We start from the raw sequence: 14,602 nt of genomic DNA on the forward strand, positions 1-14,602 counted from the left end.
AAACTATGAGTGACACAGAGTTAACAAGCAGTGACTTTACCGAGGCGGCCGAGCCGTTTCGCCTCTTTGCCGCATGGCTGGACGACGCCACCAAGAGCGAGATCAATGACGCCAATGGCGTGGCGCTGGCTACCGTCGATGCCGAGGGCATGCCGGATGTGCGGATGGTGCTGCTCAAGGGGTTCGATGAAGGCGGCTTTGTTTTCTACACGAATTTCGAGAGCGCGAAGGGCCAGGAGATTCTTGGCAGCATGAAGGCGGCGATGTGTTTCCACTGGAAATCGCTGCGCCGCCAGGTACGCATTCGCGGCCCGGTGGAGATCGTCAGCGACGCCGAGGCCGATGCCTATTATGCGACGCGGCCGCGCGGCAGCCGCATCGGTGCCTGGGCATCGAAACAGTCACGGCCGCTCGAAAGCCGCTTCGCGCTGGAGAAGGCGGTCGCCGAATACACGGCGCGTTATGCCATCGGCGAGATTCCGCGGCCAAGACACTGGTCGGGTTTCCGCATCGTGCCGAAGACGATCGAGTTCTGGCACGACCGACCCTTCCGATTGCATGACCGGGTGGTCTTTTCACGCAACGCCAAGGGCGGCTGGGACAAGACGCGGCTCTATCCCTGAGGAATTGCTACTTCTTCCTTGTCATGAACGCCGTGAGCGCCGCGCGCGCCTCGTCCGACTTCAACCGCTCGCGGAAATGCTCGCTTTCCTCGCCGATGCGCGCGACGAGGTCGTCGCGCGAGCCGCGCATGAGATCGCGCGCGATCTTCAGCGCCTGCGGCGGCTTGGCCGCGATCTGGCCGGCAGCCGCCAGCACCGAGGCCTCCAGCGCAGCCTCCTCGACCACGTCGTAGATCAGGCCGGCGGCCTTCGCACGCTCGGCGGAAAAGCCCTCGCCAAGGCCAAGCAGCGCGAACGCGCCTTGCTGCCCCAGGACCCGCGGCGCCAAAAGGCTGGATCCCGCCTCGGGCACCAGGCCAAGATCGACAAAAGGCGTCCTGAACACAGTGCGCGGCGTGGCAAAGGTCAGGTCGCAATGCAGGTTGATCGTGGTGCCGATGCCGACCGCGATGCCGTCGACGCCGGAGACGATGGGTTTTTCGACCCTGGCCAGCGCCATCAGGAAATCCCAGACTTCCGTGCCGCCATCGCCACCCGTGGCCACGACCATGAAATCGGCAAGGTCGTTACCCGAGGAGAACGCGCCAGGCACGCCGAGGAACACATGGACGCGGATCGCCGGATCGGCGTCACCCGAGGCCAAGGTTTGCGACATCTTGGCGTACATGGCGCGCGTCAGTGCGTTCTTCTTGTCCGGGCGGTTCATGCGTATGATCTGGATGGCGCCCTGGCGCTCGACGAGGATATGGTCTGTCACAGTGTTTTCCTTGTGAACGTCAGACTGAAATCAGCGTCTTGCCGGCAGCCACGAGGCTTTCCGCGCCATCGACAACACGCCCTTTCAGGGCACCCGTCTCGCCGAGCAGGTTTTCGGCAAAGAAGCGGCAAAGGCCGATGCGGCCCTGATCGGCAAGAGCGCCCCGCGCCAGATAGGCGCCGCCGGCGGCAAGCGAGATCAGTCTGAGATAAGGCGTCGCACCCGCCAGCGCCTCCTCCGCCCGACCGTCCGCCGACAGTTTTTGCAGGAAACGCGTCGCCTGCGTCAGATCGCCGAGTGCTGCGTCGAGCGCATCCGCGGTGCGACCGAAACCCTGCAGGTTCGAGGTGCGCACGGCGTTGGCGGCCACAGCCAGTTCGCCAATGAAGCCATGCACATGCTCGCCGCCGCCGAGCGGCAGCTTGCGGGTGACCAAGTCGATCGCCTGGATACCGTTGGTGCCCTCGTAGATCGGCGCGATGCGCGCGTCGCGGTAGAGAGCTGCCGCGCCCGTCTCCTCGATGAAGCCCATGCCGCCATGCACCTGGAGGCCGAGCGAGGCCACTTCGACGCCGACATCGGTCGAAAATGCCTTGGCCAGCGGTGTCAGAAGATTGGCACGATCACGCCAATGCCCGGCCTGGTCACCGTCCGAGACCCGCGCCATGTCGATCGCATGGGCACAGGAATAGCTGATCGCCCGCGCCGTCTGCGTCAGCGCCTTCATGGTCAAGAGATTGCGCTGCACGTCGGGGTGGTGAACGATCGGCGCCATGCCGGCGCCGGCGTAATCCGCCGCCTTGCCCTGGCGGCGCTCATTGGCATAGGCGACCGCCTTCTGGGTGGCGGCTTCCGCGACGGCGACCCCCTGCATGCCGACGGCCAGGCGGGCATTGTTCATCATGGTGAACATGCAGGCGAGGCCCTTGTTCTCCTCGCCGATCAGCCAGCCAATGGCGCCGGGCTTGGCGCCCTGGAACCCATCGCCATAGATCATGGTGCAGGTCGGCGAGGCATGGATGCCGAGCTTGTGCTCGAGGCCGGAACAGAAGACATCGTTGCGGACGCCGAGCGAGCCGTCGTCGCCGACCAGGAATTTCGGCACCAGGAACAACGAGATGCCGCGCGTCCCGGCAGGCGCATCGGGCAGCCGCGCCAGCACCAGATGGATGATGTTGTCGGTGAAATCGTGCTCGCCATAGGTGATGAAGATCTTCTGGCCGAAGATGCGGTAGGTGCCGTCGCCGGCAGGCTCGGCGCGGGCGCGCAAGGCAGCGAGGTCCGAGCCCGCCTGCGGCTCGGTCAGGTTCATGGTGCCCATCCATTCGCCGGAGACGAGCTTTTCGAGATATTTTGCCTTGAGCTCTTCCGAAGCATGCTTGTCCAGCGCTTCGACCGCGCCCATGGTCAGCGTCGGGCCGATGCCGAAGGCCATGGCGGCCGAATTCCACATTTCTAGCGCGGCGACGCCCAGCAGGGTCGGCAGCGCCTGGCCGCCATATTCCTCGGGCCCGGACAGCGCGTTCCAGCCGCCATCGATCCAGCGGCGATAGAGCTCCTTCCAGCCGGGCGGCGTGGTGACGGCAGCGTCCTTCAGCACCGCACCGTGTTCGTCGCCGATCTTGTAGAGGGGAGCCACTTCCTCGGTGGCGAAACGGCCAGCTTCGCCAAGAACGGCATCGACCAGATCCTCGCTGAGATCGCCAAATGCGCCGGCATCGAGCCCCTGCTTGAGCCCAGCCACGTGCTTCAGCGTAAAGGCGATATCCTCGACCGGTGCCCGATACATGCCGTTCGATCCTCCTGATGCATCGGCCTCGCCGACCCTAGAGCCAGTGCCGCCACAAAACCATCCGCCTTTGGGCGGTCTCCCATCGTCTTTTTACGTAAACGTCAAACTTTGTCACGCGGATTTTGCAATCGCGCCGGCCTGTATTAAATTCCGTCGAAGCCGGATCAAATCGACCGGCGATACACCAGAATCAGCCGACCGGAACATCCCATGCTCGCCAGACCCGACGCCTACCGCTGCATCGAATGCGGCCTGCCTTATCGCGCACCCGGGTTCTGGTATCATGAGGGCAGGCTGGAACATGGTGCGGCCTACTGGTCGGATCGCGGCATATTGTGCTCGCCGCAATGCTCGCTGGCCCACCACCGCAAGCGCGCCGCCGAAGGCACGCTGCAGCAGGAGCCCGCGCCCGACCCGTTTGAATTTCCGCCCGGCATCCGGCGCTAGCCTCATAACCGCCCGCCGAGCATCTTGCGTTGCCGGCGACCGAAACGATCATCTGGTCGTCCATGTTCAGAAGGCGATCTTTACGCCCAGCTTGCCGCTGACGGTTGAACTGTCTTGGGACCACTTGCCCCGGATCTCGCTGCTGAGGGTGGTCGATTGGGACATTTTCAGATTGAAGCCTGCCGACACCGCCGCCGAGAAGTCCGCATCTTCGAAGTCACTCTCGATACCGGATACGCTCGCGGTGTTTGAATAGCCGAAGCGCTGCTGCAGATCGGCTCGCGCGTAGGGGCTGATCACCATACCGTTTCCGAGTTGATAATCTGCATAAACTCCAGGTTCGAACTTGATTGCGCCAAATGACAGGCGGCTTTTTCCGTACGAAACGCCAGAGCTGTCCGTGTACTCGTCGCCGGTGAAACTAACACCAAGCAATCCACCACGCAGATCGAAGCGCACCCGATCGGTCAAGTTGAAGATGTGGCCGACCGATCCCGTCACGGCGTAGCCTTGTGTGTCATACGTGCCGGAGCCAAGGCCTGTGCTTTCGACATCGGTGTTGCCGAGGAACGCCGATGCCGCCACGAGCATATAGCTGGTGCCGCGACGATAGAGCCCATAACCGCCGAACATACCGCTTCTGTTGGTGGCTTCGCCGTTGGGAGGAAAGAAACCGAACGCATTGGCGTCTACGCTGGCCGATGCATAACCGCCAAACAGCCCCAGGTTCAGTCCGTGCTCATTGTCGAAACCGAAGTGCTTTGCAGCATTGAAGTCCACGCTGACCGCGGCGGAAAATTCGTCAACGTCGAAGTCCGGTCCGGTAATCACGGTCGGCCCCTGTGAAATCGTGAAGCCGTCGTGCTTCGTGTGCGCCAACTGGCCCGAAGCGAAGACGCCGAACGGCGCCGACAGAGCTTGCGCGGGGCCGCTCGCAGAGCCGACATCCGACTCGATCGCGTTATCGACAACACTCAGAAGCGCATCCAGGGACGTGTCGACAACCGCGCCATTGGCTATGCCGTTGAGATAGCACTGCCCTGACAGAACAGTTCCCTCGCCAACGAAGATGCAGGCGGCGGCCTTGGAAGGCAGGAGGACGGCCAGGGCACCGATCGAGAGCGCAATCGCGTTGACGGGGTCAAGATACCATTTCTTTGCTGTCATTGTCATTTCCCCTCTTTATTACAAGTAAGACAATAATAATCAGGGATGCAATTCGCCGACGATATTCAAAATATCCATCCAGCCTCAGCGTGCGCGCTCAACATACTGCGACTGCACTATGGTGATTATAACAGGCTATGCCCTGGGAAGATATGGCTTCGAGCGTCGAATCGGCTTGCGCATGCCGGCGCGGCCGCGGTCCTTGCCAAACGAGTCTTTTGAAGCGCTTATAAGACGATGGTTAGCGCCGTCCCGCTTGGCCGATCAAACGCGGGTCGCGAGACCCTCGCCCTTTCTTTGAGGCGGTTTGTGGTGTAAAATTCAGCGGTCTTCGGAGATACGGGTTTCCGGCGCCCAAGGGGGCGGCGCATCAGCCGGACGGACACTTCGACGGCGCGAACGTTGTCGCAGCTGAAACGAGCCCGTGACATGACCCACAGTTTCTTCCGGCACTTCGCTGCAGTTCTGCTGGTCGTGTTTTTCGGTTCGATGGCCGCCCAAGCCGCGGTCGAGGAAGTGCTTGCATCAAAGCCAAGCAAGCGGCTTGCCATCATCATTGGCAATTCGCATTACCAAAGCGCCCGCCTTCAACATCTGACCAATGCGGTAAACGACGCCACACAACTCTCCGAGAGTCTGAAGAGGCTGAATTTCGACGTGCTGACGGGGCTCGACCTTTCGTCGGACGGGTTTGCCAAGCTCTTCGACAGCGCCGACAGCAAACTCGCAACCGCCAGCGCCGTGGTGATCTTCTACGCCGGTCACGGCGTTCAGTTGCAGGGAGAGAACTATCTCCTGCCCGTCGATACACCCGATCCTGAAACCCTGGAAAAACTGACCGCGGGCGCGATCAGGCTAAACGACGTGATCGCAAAGTTTTCCAACCGGGAGAGGCAGACGTTTATTTTTCTCGACGCTTGCCGCAACAACCCGGTCGGCAAGGGCGCCAGCGTCATGGATGGCCTTGCCCAGGTCGAAGTGGGCGAAAACACGTTTGTCGCCTTCGCGACCCAGCCAGGCAACATCACGGCCGATGGCTCGGGAGACAACAGCCCCTTTACCACGGCCCTGTTGAGGAATGTTGAGATTCCCGGGCTCAGCATCTCGGATATGATGATCCGCGTTCGCAACGAGACAGAGGCACTCACCGCAGGTCGTCAGGTTCCGTGGGACCAGTCGAACCTTCGCGAGCAGTTCTATTTCACCGAGCAACAAGAGCTCGACCCGGCTCAGTTGAGCGCTAGCCTGTCTCGCATTCTGTCGGACCCGGCCGCCAAGAAAAAACTGCAGCTCGAGCTTGCTTCCAACGACCTGCAGACCGCCGTGCTTATCGTGGGACAGACATTGCGATCGGCCGAGATTTCAGTCCCGCCCGGCGCTTCACCGGAACCGGCAGGTACGCAGCTTGCCAGCCTTGAAGGAGCCCGGCAAAGCGTGGTTTCCGGTCTTGAAACATTGATCGTCGGCACGTCGGCAGGCGAGCCGGACCCTGCGAAAGCGACCGACCTCGCACGCAACATCCAGACGGAATTGCGCCGCTTGGGCTGCTATCGCATGACGGTCGATGGAGATTGGGGCAAGCACTCGGTCCAGGCTCTCAACACCTACTACAAGAACACCAAGCGGGCCGCGTCGGCGACCGAGCCAACGGTTGAACTTCTGGGCGATCTCTTCCTGCACTCCGGCCGCGTCTGCAAGGATCCGGTCATCGTGAAAGTCAAACCGGCGAAGGTCGCCTCGGACACCGCTCTGCGCAAAAAGGGAGCGCCGAGCAGAAAGGCCTCCACGCCCTCACGATCGCCATCGTCGCGTCCCGCCGCGCCCCCTCCCGACATCAGTGGCGGTATTGGGATTGGCGGTGTGTTCTAATCTGGCACGGGCTGCCCCAGCATCGAGAAGCATTCCTTAACCATGACGGTTCAGGATTTGCCTTTGATCAACGGGGATTCCCTGTTTTGAAATTGCAAAGGCGTTTCCATCGCCGTTCAAAGAGCGCTGTGCCAACGCTCGCCAGACCCTTTTTCCCTGGGCATGCCGCTTCTCTGAAACCTCTGTATATTTTCTGGCGACACGCACTGACGCCTCTGGCTTTCGCGGCGGCCTTGGGGCTGTCGATGGCGGCACAGGCTTCGAATTTCTCCGAGCCGTGGAAGAATGCCGACCGCGCCCTGGTGGTCGATGCCTATGAATACAATTCCATCGACTGGGCGCAACTTGCCACCGACAAGCGCATCGTCGGATTCATCAACAAGGCTTCCGACGGCATGCCGCCGCCCTATTTCTGTTCTGGCAGCGATACAGACGTGAAGCTGTGCAAGGCGCTGTGGAAACGCCATGCGGTGACCCGCGAACTGTTCCAGACGCGCCGGGTCGTGGCCAAGGCGCTCGGCATGAAGTGGGGCGCCTATCACCTGGCCCGCCCCGGCAATCCGGTCGAGCAGGCGAACAATTTCCTCGATTTTGCCGATCCCGCGCCGGACGATCTCATGGTTCTCGACCTCGAGGGCAACGATCCCTCGCAGTGGATGTCGCTCGACGATGCCGAGGAGTTCGTGCGCCAGGTGCATCGGCGCATGGGCCGCTTCCCGGTGCTCTATACCAACGGCAAGACGGCCCAGTACATCGCCGACAATCGCTACAAGTACCGGCTTCTGTCGCGGCTGCCGCTTTGGTACGCGCGCTACAGGCCTGATATCGACGTGCATTTTCCGATGGGCAACTGGCAAGGCTATGCGCTCTGGCAATTTTCCGCGCAGGCCAATTGCGGCCGCTTCCGTTGCCCCTACAGGGTTGCCGGCACGCCCAACGATATCGACGTCAACGTCGCGCCGACCGATGCCGCCACGCTGCGCCAGCAATGGCCGTTTGGCGGGCTGATCGACGTGCCATCAGACTATCTTGCCAGCGTGCCGGTGCCGCTCTCGCGCGAGGCAGCGCTCGCGGGCAAGGCGACCCTGATCTATGCGGATGTGGCAACGCCTCCGACGTTCGAGGAAATGGTCGCCGTGCTCGGTTCGCGCTGGTCGAAATTCCGCGACGGGTTCCACATGCCTGTGGTGAAGACGGTGCCGCGCAGGCCGGGCTTCGGCATTGTGCAATATGTCGCCTGGAAGCGAACCGAACAGCGTTCGCCCGAGCAGCTCGACGCCGCTTTCGCCGGGGCCGATCCGGTCAGCACCGCTTCGACCGAAATCGACCGCGGTCAGCAATAGGCCGCTACGCCCTAATTTCAGCTCGCCTGCTCGCGCGCCACGGCCTGCCAGCCGATGTCGCGACGGCAGAATCCGTCCGGCCAGTCGATCCGGTCGAGCGCGGCGTAGGCCCGCGCCTGCGCCTCGCGGACCGTGGCTCCGGTTGCCGTGACATTGAGGACACGGCCGCCATTGGCAACCAGCGCGCCGCCATTGATGGCGGTACCGGCGTGGAAGATCTGGGCGCCTTCGCCCGCCGCCTGCTCGACGCCGCGGATGACGGAGCCTTTTTCCGGCGTGCCGGGATAGCCCCGCGCGGCCATCACCACGGTGAGCGCCGCCTGGTCGCGCCAGCGTATGGAAGTGTGCGCCAACTGGCCGTCCACGGCGGCATTGAGCAGCACCAGCAAATCGTCCTTCAGCCGCATCATCAGCACCTGGCATTCCGGATCGCCGAAACGGGTGTTGTATTCGATCAGCTTCGGCCCCTTGTCGGTGATCATCAGCCCGGCGAAGAGAATGCCGGCGAAGGGCGCGCCAAGATCGGCCATGCCGCGCATCGTCGGCTCGATGATTTCGCGCATGGTGCGCTCGACCATCTCAGGCGTCATCACCGGGGCCGGCGAATAGGCGCCCATGCCACCCGTGTTGGGGCCGACGTCGCCGTCGCCAACGCGCTTGTGATCCTGTGCCGTGCCGAAGGGCAGTGCGGTGGTACCGTCGCAGAGACAGAAGAAGCTCGCCTCCTCGCCGGTCATGAACTCCTCGATCACCACTTCCGCGCCGGCGGCGCCGAAGGATCCCTCGAAACAGGCATCTAGTGCCGCCAGCGCCTCGTCCAGCGTCATGGCGACGGTAACGCCCTTGCCGGCGGCGAGCCCGTCGGCCTTGATGACGATCGGCGCACCAGTCTTCTCCAGATAGGCCTTGGCGGAGGCCAGATCGCCGAAACGGCCGTAGGCGGCGGTCGGGATGTTGTATCGCGCGCAGAGATCCTTGGTGAAACCCTTCGAACCCTCCAGCCTCGCGGCGGCTTTCGAAGGCCCAAAGACGCGGATGTTTTCCGCGCGCAGGTCGTCGGCAATTCCGGCGACGAGGGGCCCTTCCGGGCCGACCACCACGAGGTCGATTTCTTTCTCCCGGCAGAAGGCGGCCACGGCGGCATGATCGGTGATATCGAGCTTCACCAGCTCGGCATCGCTGCCGATGCCCGGATTGCCGGGGGCCGCGTAGAGCTTGGTCAGCAGCGGCGAGGCGGCGATCTTCCAGGCAAGCGCATGTTCGCGGCCGCCGGAGCCGAGAAGAAGAACGTTCATGGCCACCTCTTGATGCAAACCCTGGAGAGCACCCGCTATTGCTCTCCGGGCGACGGGTCAAGACACCAGGGTGTTTTGATCAAAATTGCACACGGGAACGTTATCCCGGCCGAAACCCGGCGCCGGCCATCGCCGCCGATTTTCTAGCCCGCTTCAGGCGGGAAAAACCACCGGGAACCAGTCCTCGCGCAATTTCTGGCCCGGCTGCATGCCGTGACCATGATAGGGCGGCGAGGTGCGGCCCGGCCGCTCGACATAGTGGGCATCGTCGCCGACCCAGCGCAGCGACAGCGCCCGGCGCCGTGCCGCGGTCGGGTTGCCGCGCGCGCCGTGCGCTGTGCGGAAGTCGAACAAGATGGCGTCGCCTGGCTCCATCTCCCATTCAAGAACCTTCATCGACGGATCGTTGTCGGGATCGGGTACCGGCAGGTAGTCGCCCTCGCCGGCGTAGAAATTGCTGTCGTCGAGCCAGCGCACAGGCAGGATCATCTTGTCCCATTTGTGCGAGCCGGCGATCAGGCGCAGCGTCGCCTCCTTTACCGGGTCGATGGGGATCCAGAAGCTCACCGTCTGCTGGCCATCGACGAAATAATAGGGGATATCCTGATGCCAGGGTGTCGGCTTCTGGGTGCCGGGTTCCTTGACCAGCACATGATCATGGAAGAACTGCGCGGTGCGCGACTGCATCACCGCCGCCGCCAGTTCGGCGGCCGGCGATTCGCGCACCACCCTGACGAATTCGGGAATACGCTCCCAGTTGCAGTAATCGTCGAAGAAACTGCCCTTGCCATTGGCGATGTCGGACGCGGTGGCGCTGCGGTTTTGCATATTGCGCTCGATGCCGGCGGCAATCGTGTCGACCCAACCCTTGAAGGCGCCGCGAATGCAGACTGCGCCGTCACGCTGGTAGTCGGCAATTATATCCGCGTCGATGATATCGGTGTCGATTGCGTGGGCAGCAGTCTGGGAAGCCATTGTGTCCTCCTTTCAGGATCGAGACGACTATCGCAACGATCGCTTATTCAGTAAAATAATAACTTCTCATCTGACATATAGACTGAAACTATGAACCTCACCCTCACCCAGTTGCGTTATCTGGTCGCTGTCGCCCGCCACGGCAGCGTCACCGGAGCGGCCAGAACTCTGAATATCTCGCAGCCGTCGATTTCGGTGGCTATCGACGCCATCGAAAAGGATTTCGGCCAAAAACTGTTCGTGCGCCAGCGCGGAAGCGGCGTTTCGCTGACCTCGTTCGGCCGTGTCGTCGTGGCGAAGGCAAAACAGGTTCTTGCTGAGACCGATGAACTCATGAGTCTCGGTTCGGGCAATTCAGTTATCGGCGGCGAGCTGGTGCTTGGATGTTTCGAGGATCTGGCGCCTTATTTCGCGCCGGGTCTCATCCGCGCTTTCTCCGAGCGCCATCCAAGTGTCGACGTCATCGTTCGCGACGAGACATTCGAGACGCTCGGACGACGCCTGGCGGACGCAGCCATCGATCTCGGGCTCAGCTACGATCTCGGTCTGCCCACGCATTTCGCCCGCATCCTGCTGCACGAACTGCGACCGCACGCGCTGTTGCCGGCGGGCCATGCTCTAGCGGGTCGCCCCGAAGTGAGCCTCGCGGATCTGGCCGCCTATCCGCTGATCACCACGAACCAGCCGCAGAGCTGGCAGCATATGCTCGATCTGTTCCGCAGCCGTGGTCTCTCGCCAGTGGCCGACAAGGCGACGAGTTCGTTCGAACTCCAGCGCAGCATGGTGGCGAACGGTTTTGGTGTCGCCGTCAGCTACACCCGGCCGCATGGTGACCGCAGCTACGACGGCCTGCCCCTGATCTGCAAGCCGCTGTCGGACCCGCTGCCGATGCAGCGGATCATTCTCACCTATGACACGCATCAGCGCGTGTCGAACGCGGCACTCGCGTTCGTCGAGGCGGCAAAATCCTGGTCTTCGACCCGCGATATCTTTACCTCATGACGGGTGACAGTCGCCCCTCGTCCGCTTGCCGCTTGACGGGTTCCGCGCCTGCTGCCACTCCATGGACATGGAACCTATCCAATCGAAAGCGGCCCAGGGCCGTGTCGCCGATGCGCCGAACGGCCATTGGGTCTACCGCGTGCTGCCGCGCGCGGTTTGGCCCTATGCGCAACTTGCGCGATGGGACAGGCCGATCGGCTGGCAATTGCTTCTGTGGCCGTGCTGGTGGTCGGCGGCGCTCGCGGCGAGCGCCTATCCGCGCCCCGGCGACCCGCTGCTCTCGCTGCTGCCGGCGCCATGGTATCTCGTGCTGTTCCTGGTCGGCGCCATCGCCATGCGCGGCGCCGGCTGCACCTACAACGACATCGTCGACGAAGGCATAGACAACCAGGTCGAGCGCACCCGCTCGCGCCCGCTGCCGTCCGGCCAGACCACGCGGCGGCGGGCCTGGCTGTTCCTTGTGCTGCAGGCCCTGGTCGGCCTTGCCGTGCTCCTTCAGTTCAACAGCTTCGCCATTCTGCTCGGCGTCTGCTCACTGGCGATCGTGGCCATCTATCCATTCATGAAGCGGATAACCAACTGGCCGCAACTGTTCCTAGGCCTTGCCTTTTCCTGGGGTGCGCTGATGGGATGGGCGGTCGAGTTCGGCGATCTCGATGGCCCCGCCATCATGCTCTATATCGGCTCGATCCTGTGGGTGATCGGCTACGACACGATCTATGCGCATCAGGACAAGGAAGACGACGCCATTGTCGGCGTGCGTTCAACGGCACGGCTGTTCGGCGACAACACCAAGGCGTGGCTGGCGGGGCTTTATGGCGGCACGCTGGTCTGCTTCGCCATCGCCTTCGCCTCGGCGCAGGCACCAGTGGTGGCGCTGGCGGGATTGATCGCCGCCGGCGCCCACATGGCCCGCCAGATCGCGGTTCTGGATATCAACGATCCGGACCAATGCCTGCGGCTGTTCCGGTCGAACAACCAGGTCGGCTGGCTGATCTTCCTTGGCCTGATCGGCGGCGCATTGTGGGTGGCCCTGAAGCCGCTGGTGTAGTGACTTTTTTCCGCGCCCCAGCCCTTCGCAGGCTCAGGCCGTTCGAAGCTCGAAAAGCCAAGCAATTGGCTTTTCGTTCGCTGCGCGAAACGCTTCTCAATCCCTTGAAATGATCTCCTGGCCGCCGATGACCAGCCTGAGACCAAGGTTGCCGGCCCTGCGGCGGGCGAGGAAGCGCGGGCGGCGCGTGGTCGAAATGCGGCCCTTGCGGCGATCCTGCGGCGGCAGCGTCTTGATGGCGGCGCCGAGCGATTCCTCCAGCGTGCGGGCAACGCCATCCGATTCGATCAGGAGCATCGGCAGGCGGTAGGCATCGGCCCAGGCGCGCCAGTCGGCGGCGACATCATCGAGGTCGTCGGCCACCAGCAGAGGCACCGACAGCATGGGGTCGTTGTGAAGGAGTTCGAGGGTAACCGTGACGTTGCCGTCCGGATCCTCCATCGCGCGGGCGGCAACGCCGCGGAACGCATTGGCGGGCAGTGCGATGATCGCCGGCACGCCGCTCATCTCAAGCATGCGACGGATCACAGCGCCGCGCTGGTCAATGGTGAAGGTCACGTCGCCATAGTCGTCGCGTGTGGCGTAGCTAACCACCTGCGGCAGGCGGAATGGGTCGAGGCGCATGTTGCGTCCCGCCCAGACTGGCTTCAGTCCAGTGTTCATAGAGTGCCTTCCTGTCTGTCTCCTGAGAGCCGGTGTCCGGTTCTCTCCGGGCCAGTTTTCCCGGCCTCGTTATGGGGAAACAGTAGCGTGGGCTCCTTACCGCCGCGCTTAAGAAAGTCGGTTAAATTTTGCTGATCTCAGGGATGGTTATCGGAATGCCACCGGGCACAAGCTGTTGAAAGGATCAGATAACCTTACCGGGATTCATGATGCCGGCAGGATCGAAGGCAGCCTTCACCCGGCGCATCAGATCGATGGCCATCGGCGGCGCGGTGGCGATCAGTTCGTCGCGCTTCAACTGGCCGATGCCGTGCTCGGCGGAGATCGAACCGTGGAAGGACCGCACGACATCATGCACGGCCTTGTTCATGGGATGATAAAGGGCGAGAAACGCCTCGTCGTCGCCCTCGAGCGGCCTCGAGATGTTATAATGGAGGTTGCCGTCGCCCATATGGCCGAAGCAGACCACGCGGGCACCGGCGCTGACCGATGCCACCGCGCCGGCCGCCTGTTCGATGAACCGGGGGATCGATGCTATCGGCACCGAAATGTCGTGCTTGATCGAAGCGCCTTCCGGCTTCTGGCATTCTGGGAGCGTCTCGCGAAAATTCCAGAAAGCGTCGCCCTGGGCAAGGCTTGCCGCGACCACGGCATCGCCAACGATGCCTTGCTCGAGACCATCCGCCAGCACCTCCTCGATCAGAGCCCGGCCGTCGGCATCCGAGCGGCCTGAGGAAACCTGCATCAAGACATACCAGGGCCAATCTTCGGCCAACGGCCTCACGACACCTTGACCATGCCTGAGGGTGAAATCGTAAGGTCTCTTGCCGATCAGTTCGAAGGCGGTGAGCGAAGCGCCGGCGCGGTCCATCGCCAGGCTGAACAGCGCCAGTGCCGCCTCGGGCGACGACAGCCCAACGAATGCGACCTCGCGCCCTTTCGGCTTGGGGAACAGTTTGAGCACTGCGGCGGTGATGATGCCAAGCGTGCCTTCAGCGCCGACGAACAGGTTCTTCAAATCGTAGCCGGTGTTGTCCTTCTTCAGCTTGCGCAAATCGTCGAACACCTCGCCCGTGGGCAGCACCACTTCGACCCCGAGGCACAGTTCGCGCGCGTTGCCGTAGGCAAGCACGCCGGTGCCGCCGGCATTGGAAGACAGGTTGCCGCCGATCTGGCAGGAGCCTTGCGCGGCGAGCGACAGCGGAAACAGCCGGTCGGCGGCGTCGGCCGCCTCCTGCAGCGTCTGCAGGATAACGCCGGCCTCCGCCGTGACCGTGTTCGACAGGACATCGATCTCGCGGATGCGGTTCAGCCGCGACAGCGACAGGATGATCTCGCGGCCGGATCTGTCCGGCACCTGGGCGCCGACCAGGCCGGTGTTGCCGCTTTGCGGCACGACCGGCGTTCCCGTCTCGGTCGCAAGCCGCATGATCCTGCTGACCTCGTCGACACTGCCCGGCCGCAGCACCAGCGATGTCACGCCATGCCAGAGCCCGCGCCGCTCGATGAGATAGGGCGCGATATCCTGCTCGTCGCGCAGCGCGTATTTTTCGCCAACGATGGCGGCGAAGCGATCGATGAGAGCGGGATCGAGTTTTTGCGAAATGTCGGTCATGTG

13 protein-coding genes are annotated in these 14,602 nt (G+C 62.8%); 6 read left to right on the top strand and 7 right to left on the bottom strand.

Annotated elements, in window-relative coordinates:
• The first annotated feature begins 5 nt into the window (after positions 1–5).
• Complete coding sequence (gene pdxH / locus EB230_RS25995; protein ID WP_056564028.1) at positions 6–623, top strand: pyridoxamine 5'-phosphate oxidase; 618 nt, start codon at positions 6–8, stop codon at positions 621–623.
• A gap of 7 nt (positions 624–630) precedes the next feature.
• Here pdxH and EB230_RS26000 read toward each other — a convergent pair whose 3' ends face one another.
• Together EB230_RS26000 and EB230_RS26005 are read right to left on the bottom strand one after the other, a co-directional pair.
• Positions 631–1,380 (bottom strand): crotonase/enoyl-CoA hydratase family protein, encoded by a 750-nt coding sequence (locus EB230_RS26000; RefSeq protein WP_056564031.1) that lies wholly within the window; start codon positions 1,378–1,380, stop codon positions 631–633.
• Between the two features lie 19 nt (positions 1,381–1,399).
• Complete coding sequence (locus tag EB230_RS26005; protein WP_172374192.1) at positions 1,400–3,169, bottom strand: acyl-CoA dehydrogenase family protein; 1,770 nt, start codon at positions 3,167–3,169, stop codon at positions 1,400–1,402.
• A 213-nt stretch (positions 3,170–3,382) separates the two neighbouring features.
• On the opposite strand from EB230_RS26005, the gene EB230_RS26010 reads away from it, so the two are divergent.
• Complete coding sequence (locus EB230_RS26010) at positions 3,383–3,619, top strand: hypothetical protein (RefSeq protein ID WP_056564040.1); 237 nt, start codon at positions 3,383–3,385, stop codon at positions 3,617–3,619.
• 66 nt (positions 3,620–3,685) lie between these two features.
• Here EB230_RS26010 and EB230_RS26015 read toward each other — a convergent pair whose 3' ends face one another.
• Complete coding sequence (locus EB230_RS26015; RefSeq protein ID WP_246738848.1) at positions 3,686–4,786, bottom strand: autotransporter domain-containing protein; 1,101 nt, start codon at positions 4,784–4,786, stop codon at positions 3,686–3,688.
• Between the two features lie 429 nt (positions 4,787–5,215).
• On the opposite strand from EB230_RS26015, the gene EB230_RS26020 reads away from it, so the two are divergent.
• Positions 5,216–6,655 carry a caspase family protein gene (locus EB230_RS26020; RefSeq protein ID WP_056564045.1) on the top strand — a complete coding sequence of 480 codons (1,440 nt, stop codon included), beginning with the start codon at positions 5,216–5,218 and terminating at the stop codon, positions 6,653–6,655.
• Positions 6,656–6,900: 245 nt separating this feature from the next.
• Entirely contained in the window at positions 6,901–7,998 is a 1,098-nt protein-coding gene (locus EB230_RS26025) for a glycoside hydrolase family 25 protein (protein WP_056564054.1), read from the top strand.
• A gap of 17 nt (positions 7,999–8,015) precedes the next feature.
• On the opposite strand, the gene purD is transcribed toward EB230_RS26025, so the two are convergent.
• Positions 8,016–9,293 carry a phosphoribosylamine--glycine ligase gene (gene purD / locus EB230_RS26030; RefSeq protein WP_056564057.1) on the bottom strand — a complete coding sequence of 426 codons (1,278 nt, stop codon included), beginning with the start codon at positions 9,291–9,293 and terminating at the stop codon, positions 8,016–8,018.
• 153 nt (positions 9,294–9,446) lie between these two features.
• Entirely contained in the window at positions 9,447–10,268 is an 822-nt protein-coding gene (locus EB230_RS26035) for a phytanoyl-CoA dioxygenase family protein (RefSeq protein WP_056564061.1), read from the bottom strand.
• A gap of 90 nt (positions 10,269–10,358) precedes the next feature.
• On the opposite strand from EB230_RS26035, the gene EB230_RS26040 reads away from it, so the two are divergent.
• Complete coding sequence (locus EB230_RS26040) at positions 10,359–11,270, top strand: LysR family transcriptional regulator (protein WP_056564063.1); 912 nt, start codon at positions 10,359–10,361, stop codon at positions 11,268–11,270.
• A 67-nt stretch (positions 11,271–11,337) separates the two neighbouring features.
• Positions 11,338–12,321 (top strand): 4-hydroxybenzoate octaprenyltransferase, encoded by a 984-nt coding sequence (ubiA, locus tag EB230_RS26045; protein WP_172375164.1) that lies wholly within the window; start codon positions 11,338–11,340, stop codon positions 12,319–12,321.
• A gap of 96 nt (positions 12,322–12,417) precedes the next feature.
• On the opposite strand, the gene EB230_RS26050 is transcribed toward ubiA, so the two are convergent.
• Positions 12,418–12,984, bottom strand: coding sequence for a DUF6101 family protein (locus EB230_RS26050; RefSeq protein ID WP_056564066.1), 567 nt, complete (start codon positions 12,982–12,984; stop codon positions 12,418–12,420).
• Positions 12,985–13,168: 184 nt separating this feature from the next.
• Complete coding sequence (locus EB230_RS26055) at positions 13,169–14,599, bottom strand: FAD-binding oxidoreductase (RefSeq protein ID WP_172374194.1); 1,431 nt, start codon at positions 14,597–14,599, stop codon at positions 13,169–13,171.
• Between the last annotated feature and the right edge of the window lie 3 nt (positions 14,600–14,602).

It is taken from the genome of Mesorhizobium sp. NZP2234, assembly GCF_013170765.1.
Lineage (GTDB): Bacteria > Pseudomonadota > Alphaproteobacteria > Rhizobiales > Rhizobiaceae > Mesorhizobium > Mesorhizobium loti_D.

Bases quoted from the DNA above. Each gene is read 5' to 3' on its own strand.
- pdxH (WP_056564028.1), top strand. From the start codon at position 6: ATGAGTGACACAGAGTTAACAAGCAGTGACTTTACCGAGGCGGCCGAG.
- EB230_RS26005 (WP_172374192.1), bottom strand. From the start codon at position 3,169: ATGTATCGGGCACCGGTCGAGGATATCGCCTTTACGCTGAAGCACGTG.
- EB230_RS26010 (WP_056564040.1), top strand. From the start codon at position 3,383: ATGCTCGCCAGACCCGACGCCTACCGCTGCATCGAATGCGGCCTGCCT.
- EB230_RS26015 (WP_246738848.1), bottom strand. From the start codon at position 4,786: ATGACAGCAAAGAAATGGTATCTTGACCCCGTCAACGCGATTGCGCTC.
- EB230_RS26020 (WP_056564045.1), top strand. From the start codon at position 5,216: ATGACCCACAGTTTCTTCCGGCACTTCGCTGCAGTTCTGCTGGTCGTG.
- EB230_RS26025 (WP_056564054.1), top strand. From the start codon at position 6,901: ATGGCGGCACAGGCTTCGAATTTCTCCGAGCCGTGGAAGAATGCCGAC.
- purD (WP_056564057.1), bottom strand. From the start codon at position 9,293: ATGAACGTTCTTCTTCTCGGCTCCGGCGGCCGCGAACATGCGCTTGCC.
- EB230_RS26035 (WP_056564061.1), bottom strand. From the start codon at position 10,268: ATGGCTTCCCAGACTGCTGCCCACGCAATCGACACCGATATCATCGAC.
- EB230_RS26040 (WP_056564063.1), top strand. From the start codon at position 10,359: ATGAACCTCACCCTCACCCAGTTGCGTTATCTGGTCGCTGTCGCCCGC.
- ubiA (WP_172375164.1), top strand. From the start codon at position 11,338: ATGGAACCTATCCAATCGAAAGCGGCCCAGGGCCGTGTCGCCGATGCG.
- EB230_RS26050 (WP_056564066.1), bottom strand. From the start codon at position 12,984: ATGAACACTGGACTGAAGCCAGTCTGGGCGGGACGCAACATGCGCCTC.
- EB230_RS26055 (WP_172374194.1), bottom strand. From the start codon at position 14,599: ATGACCGACATTTCGCAAAAACTCGATCCCGCTCTCATCGATCGCTTC.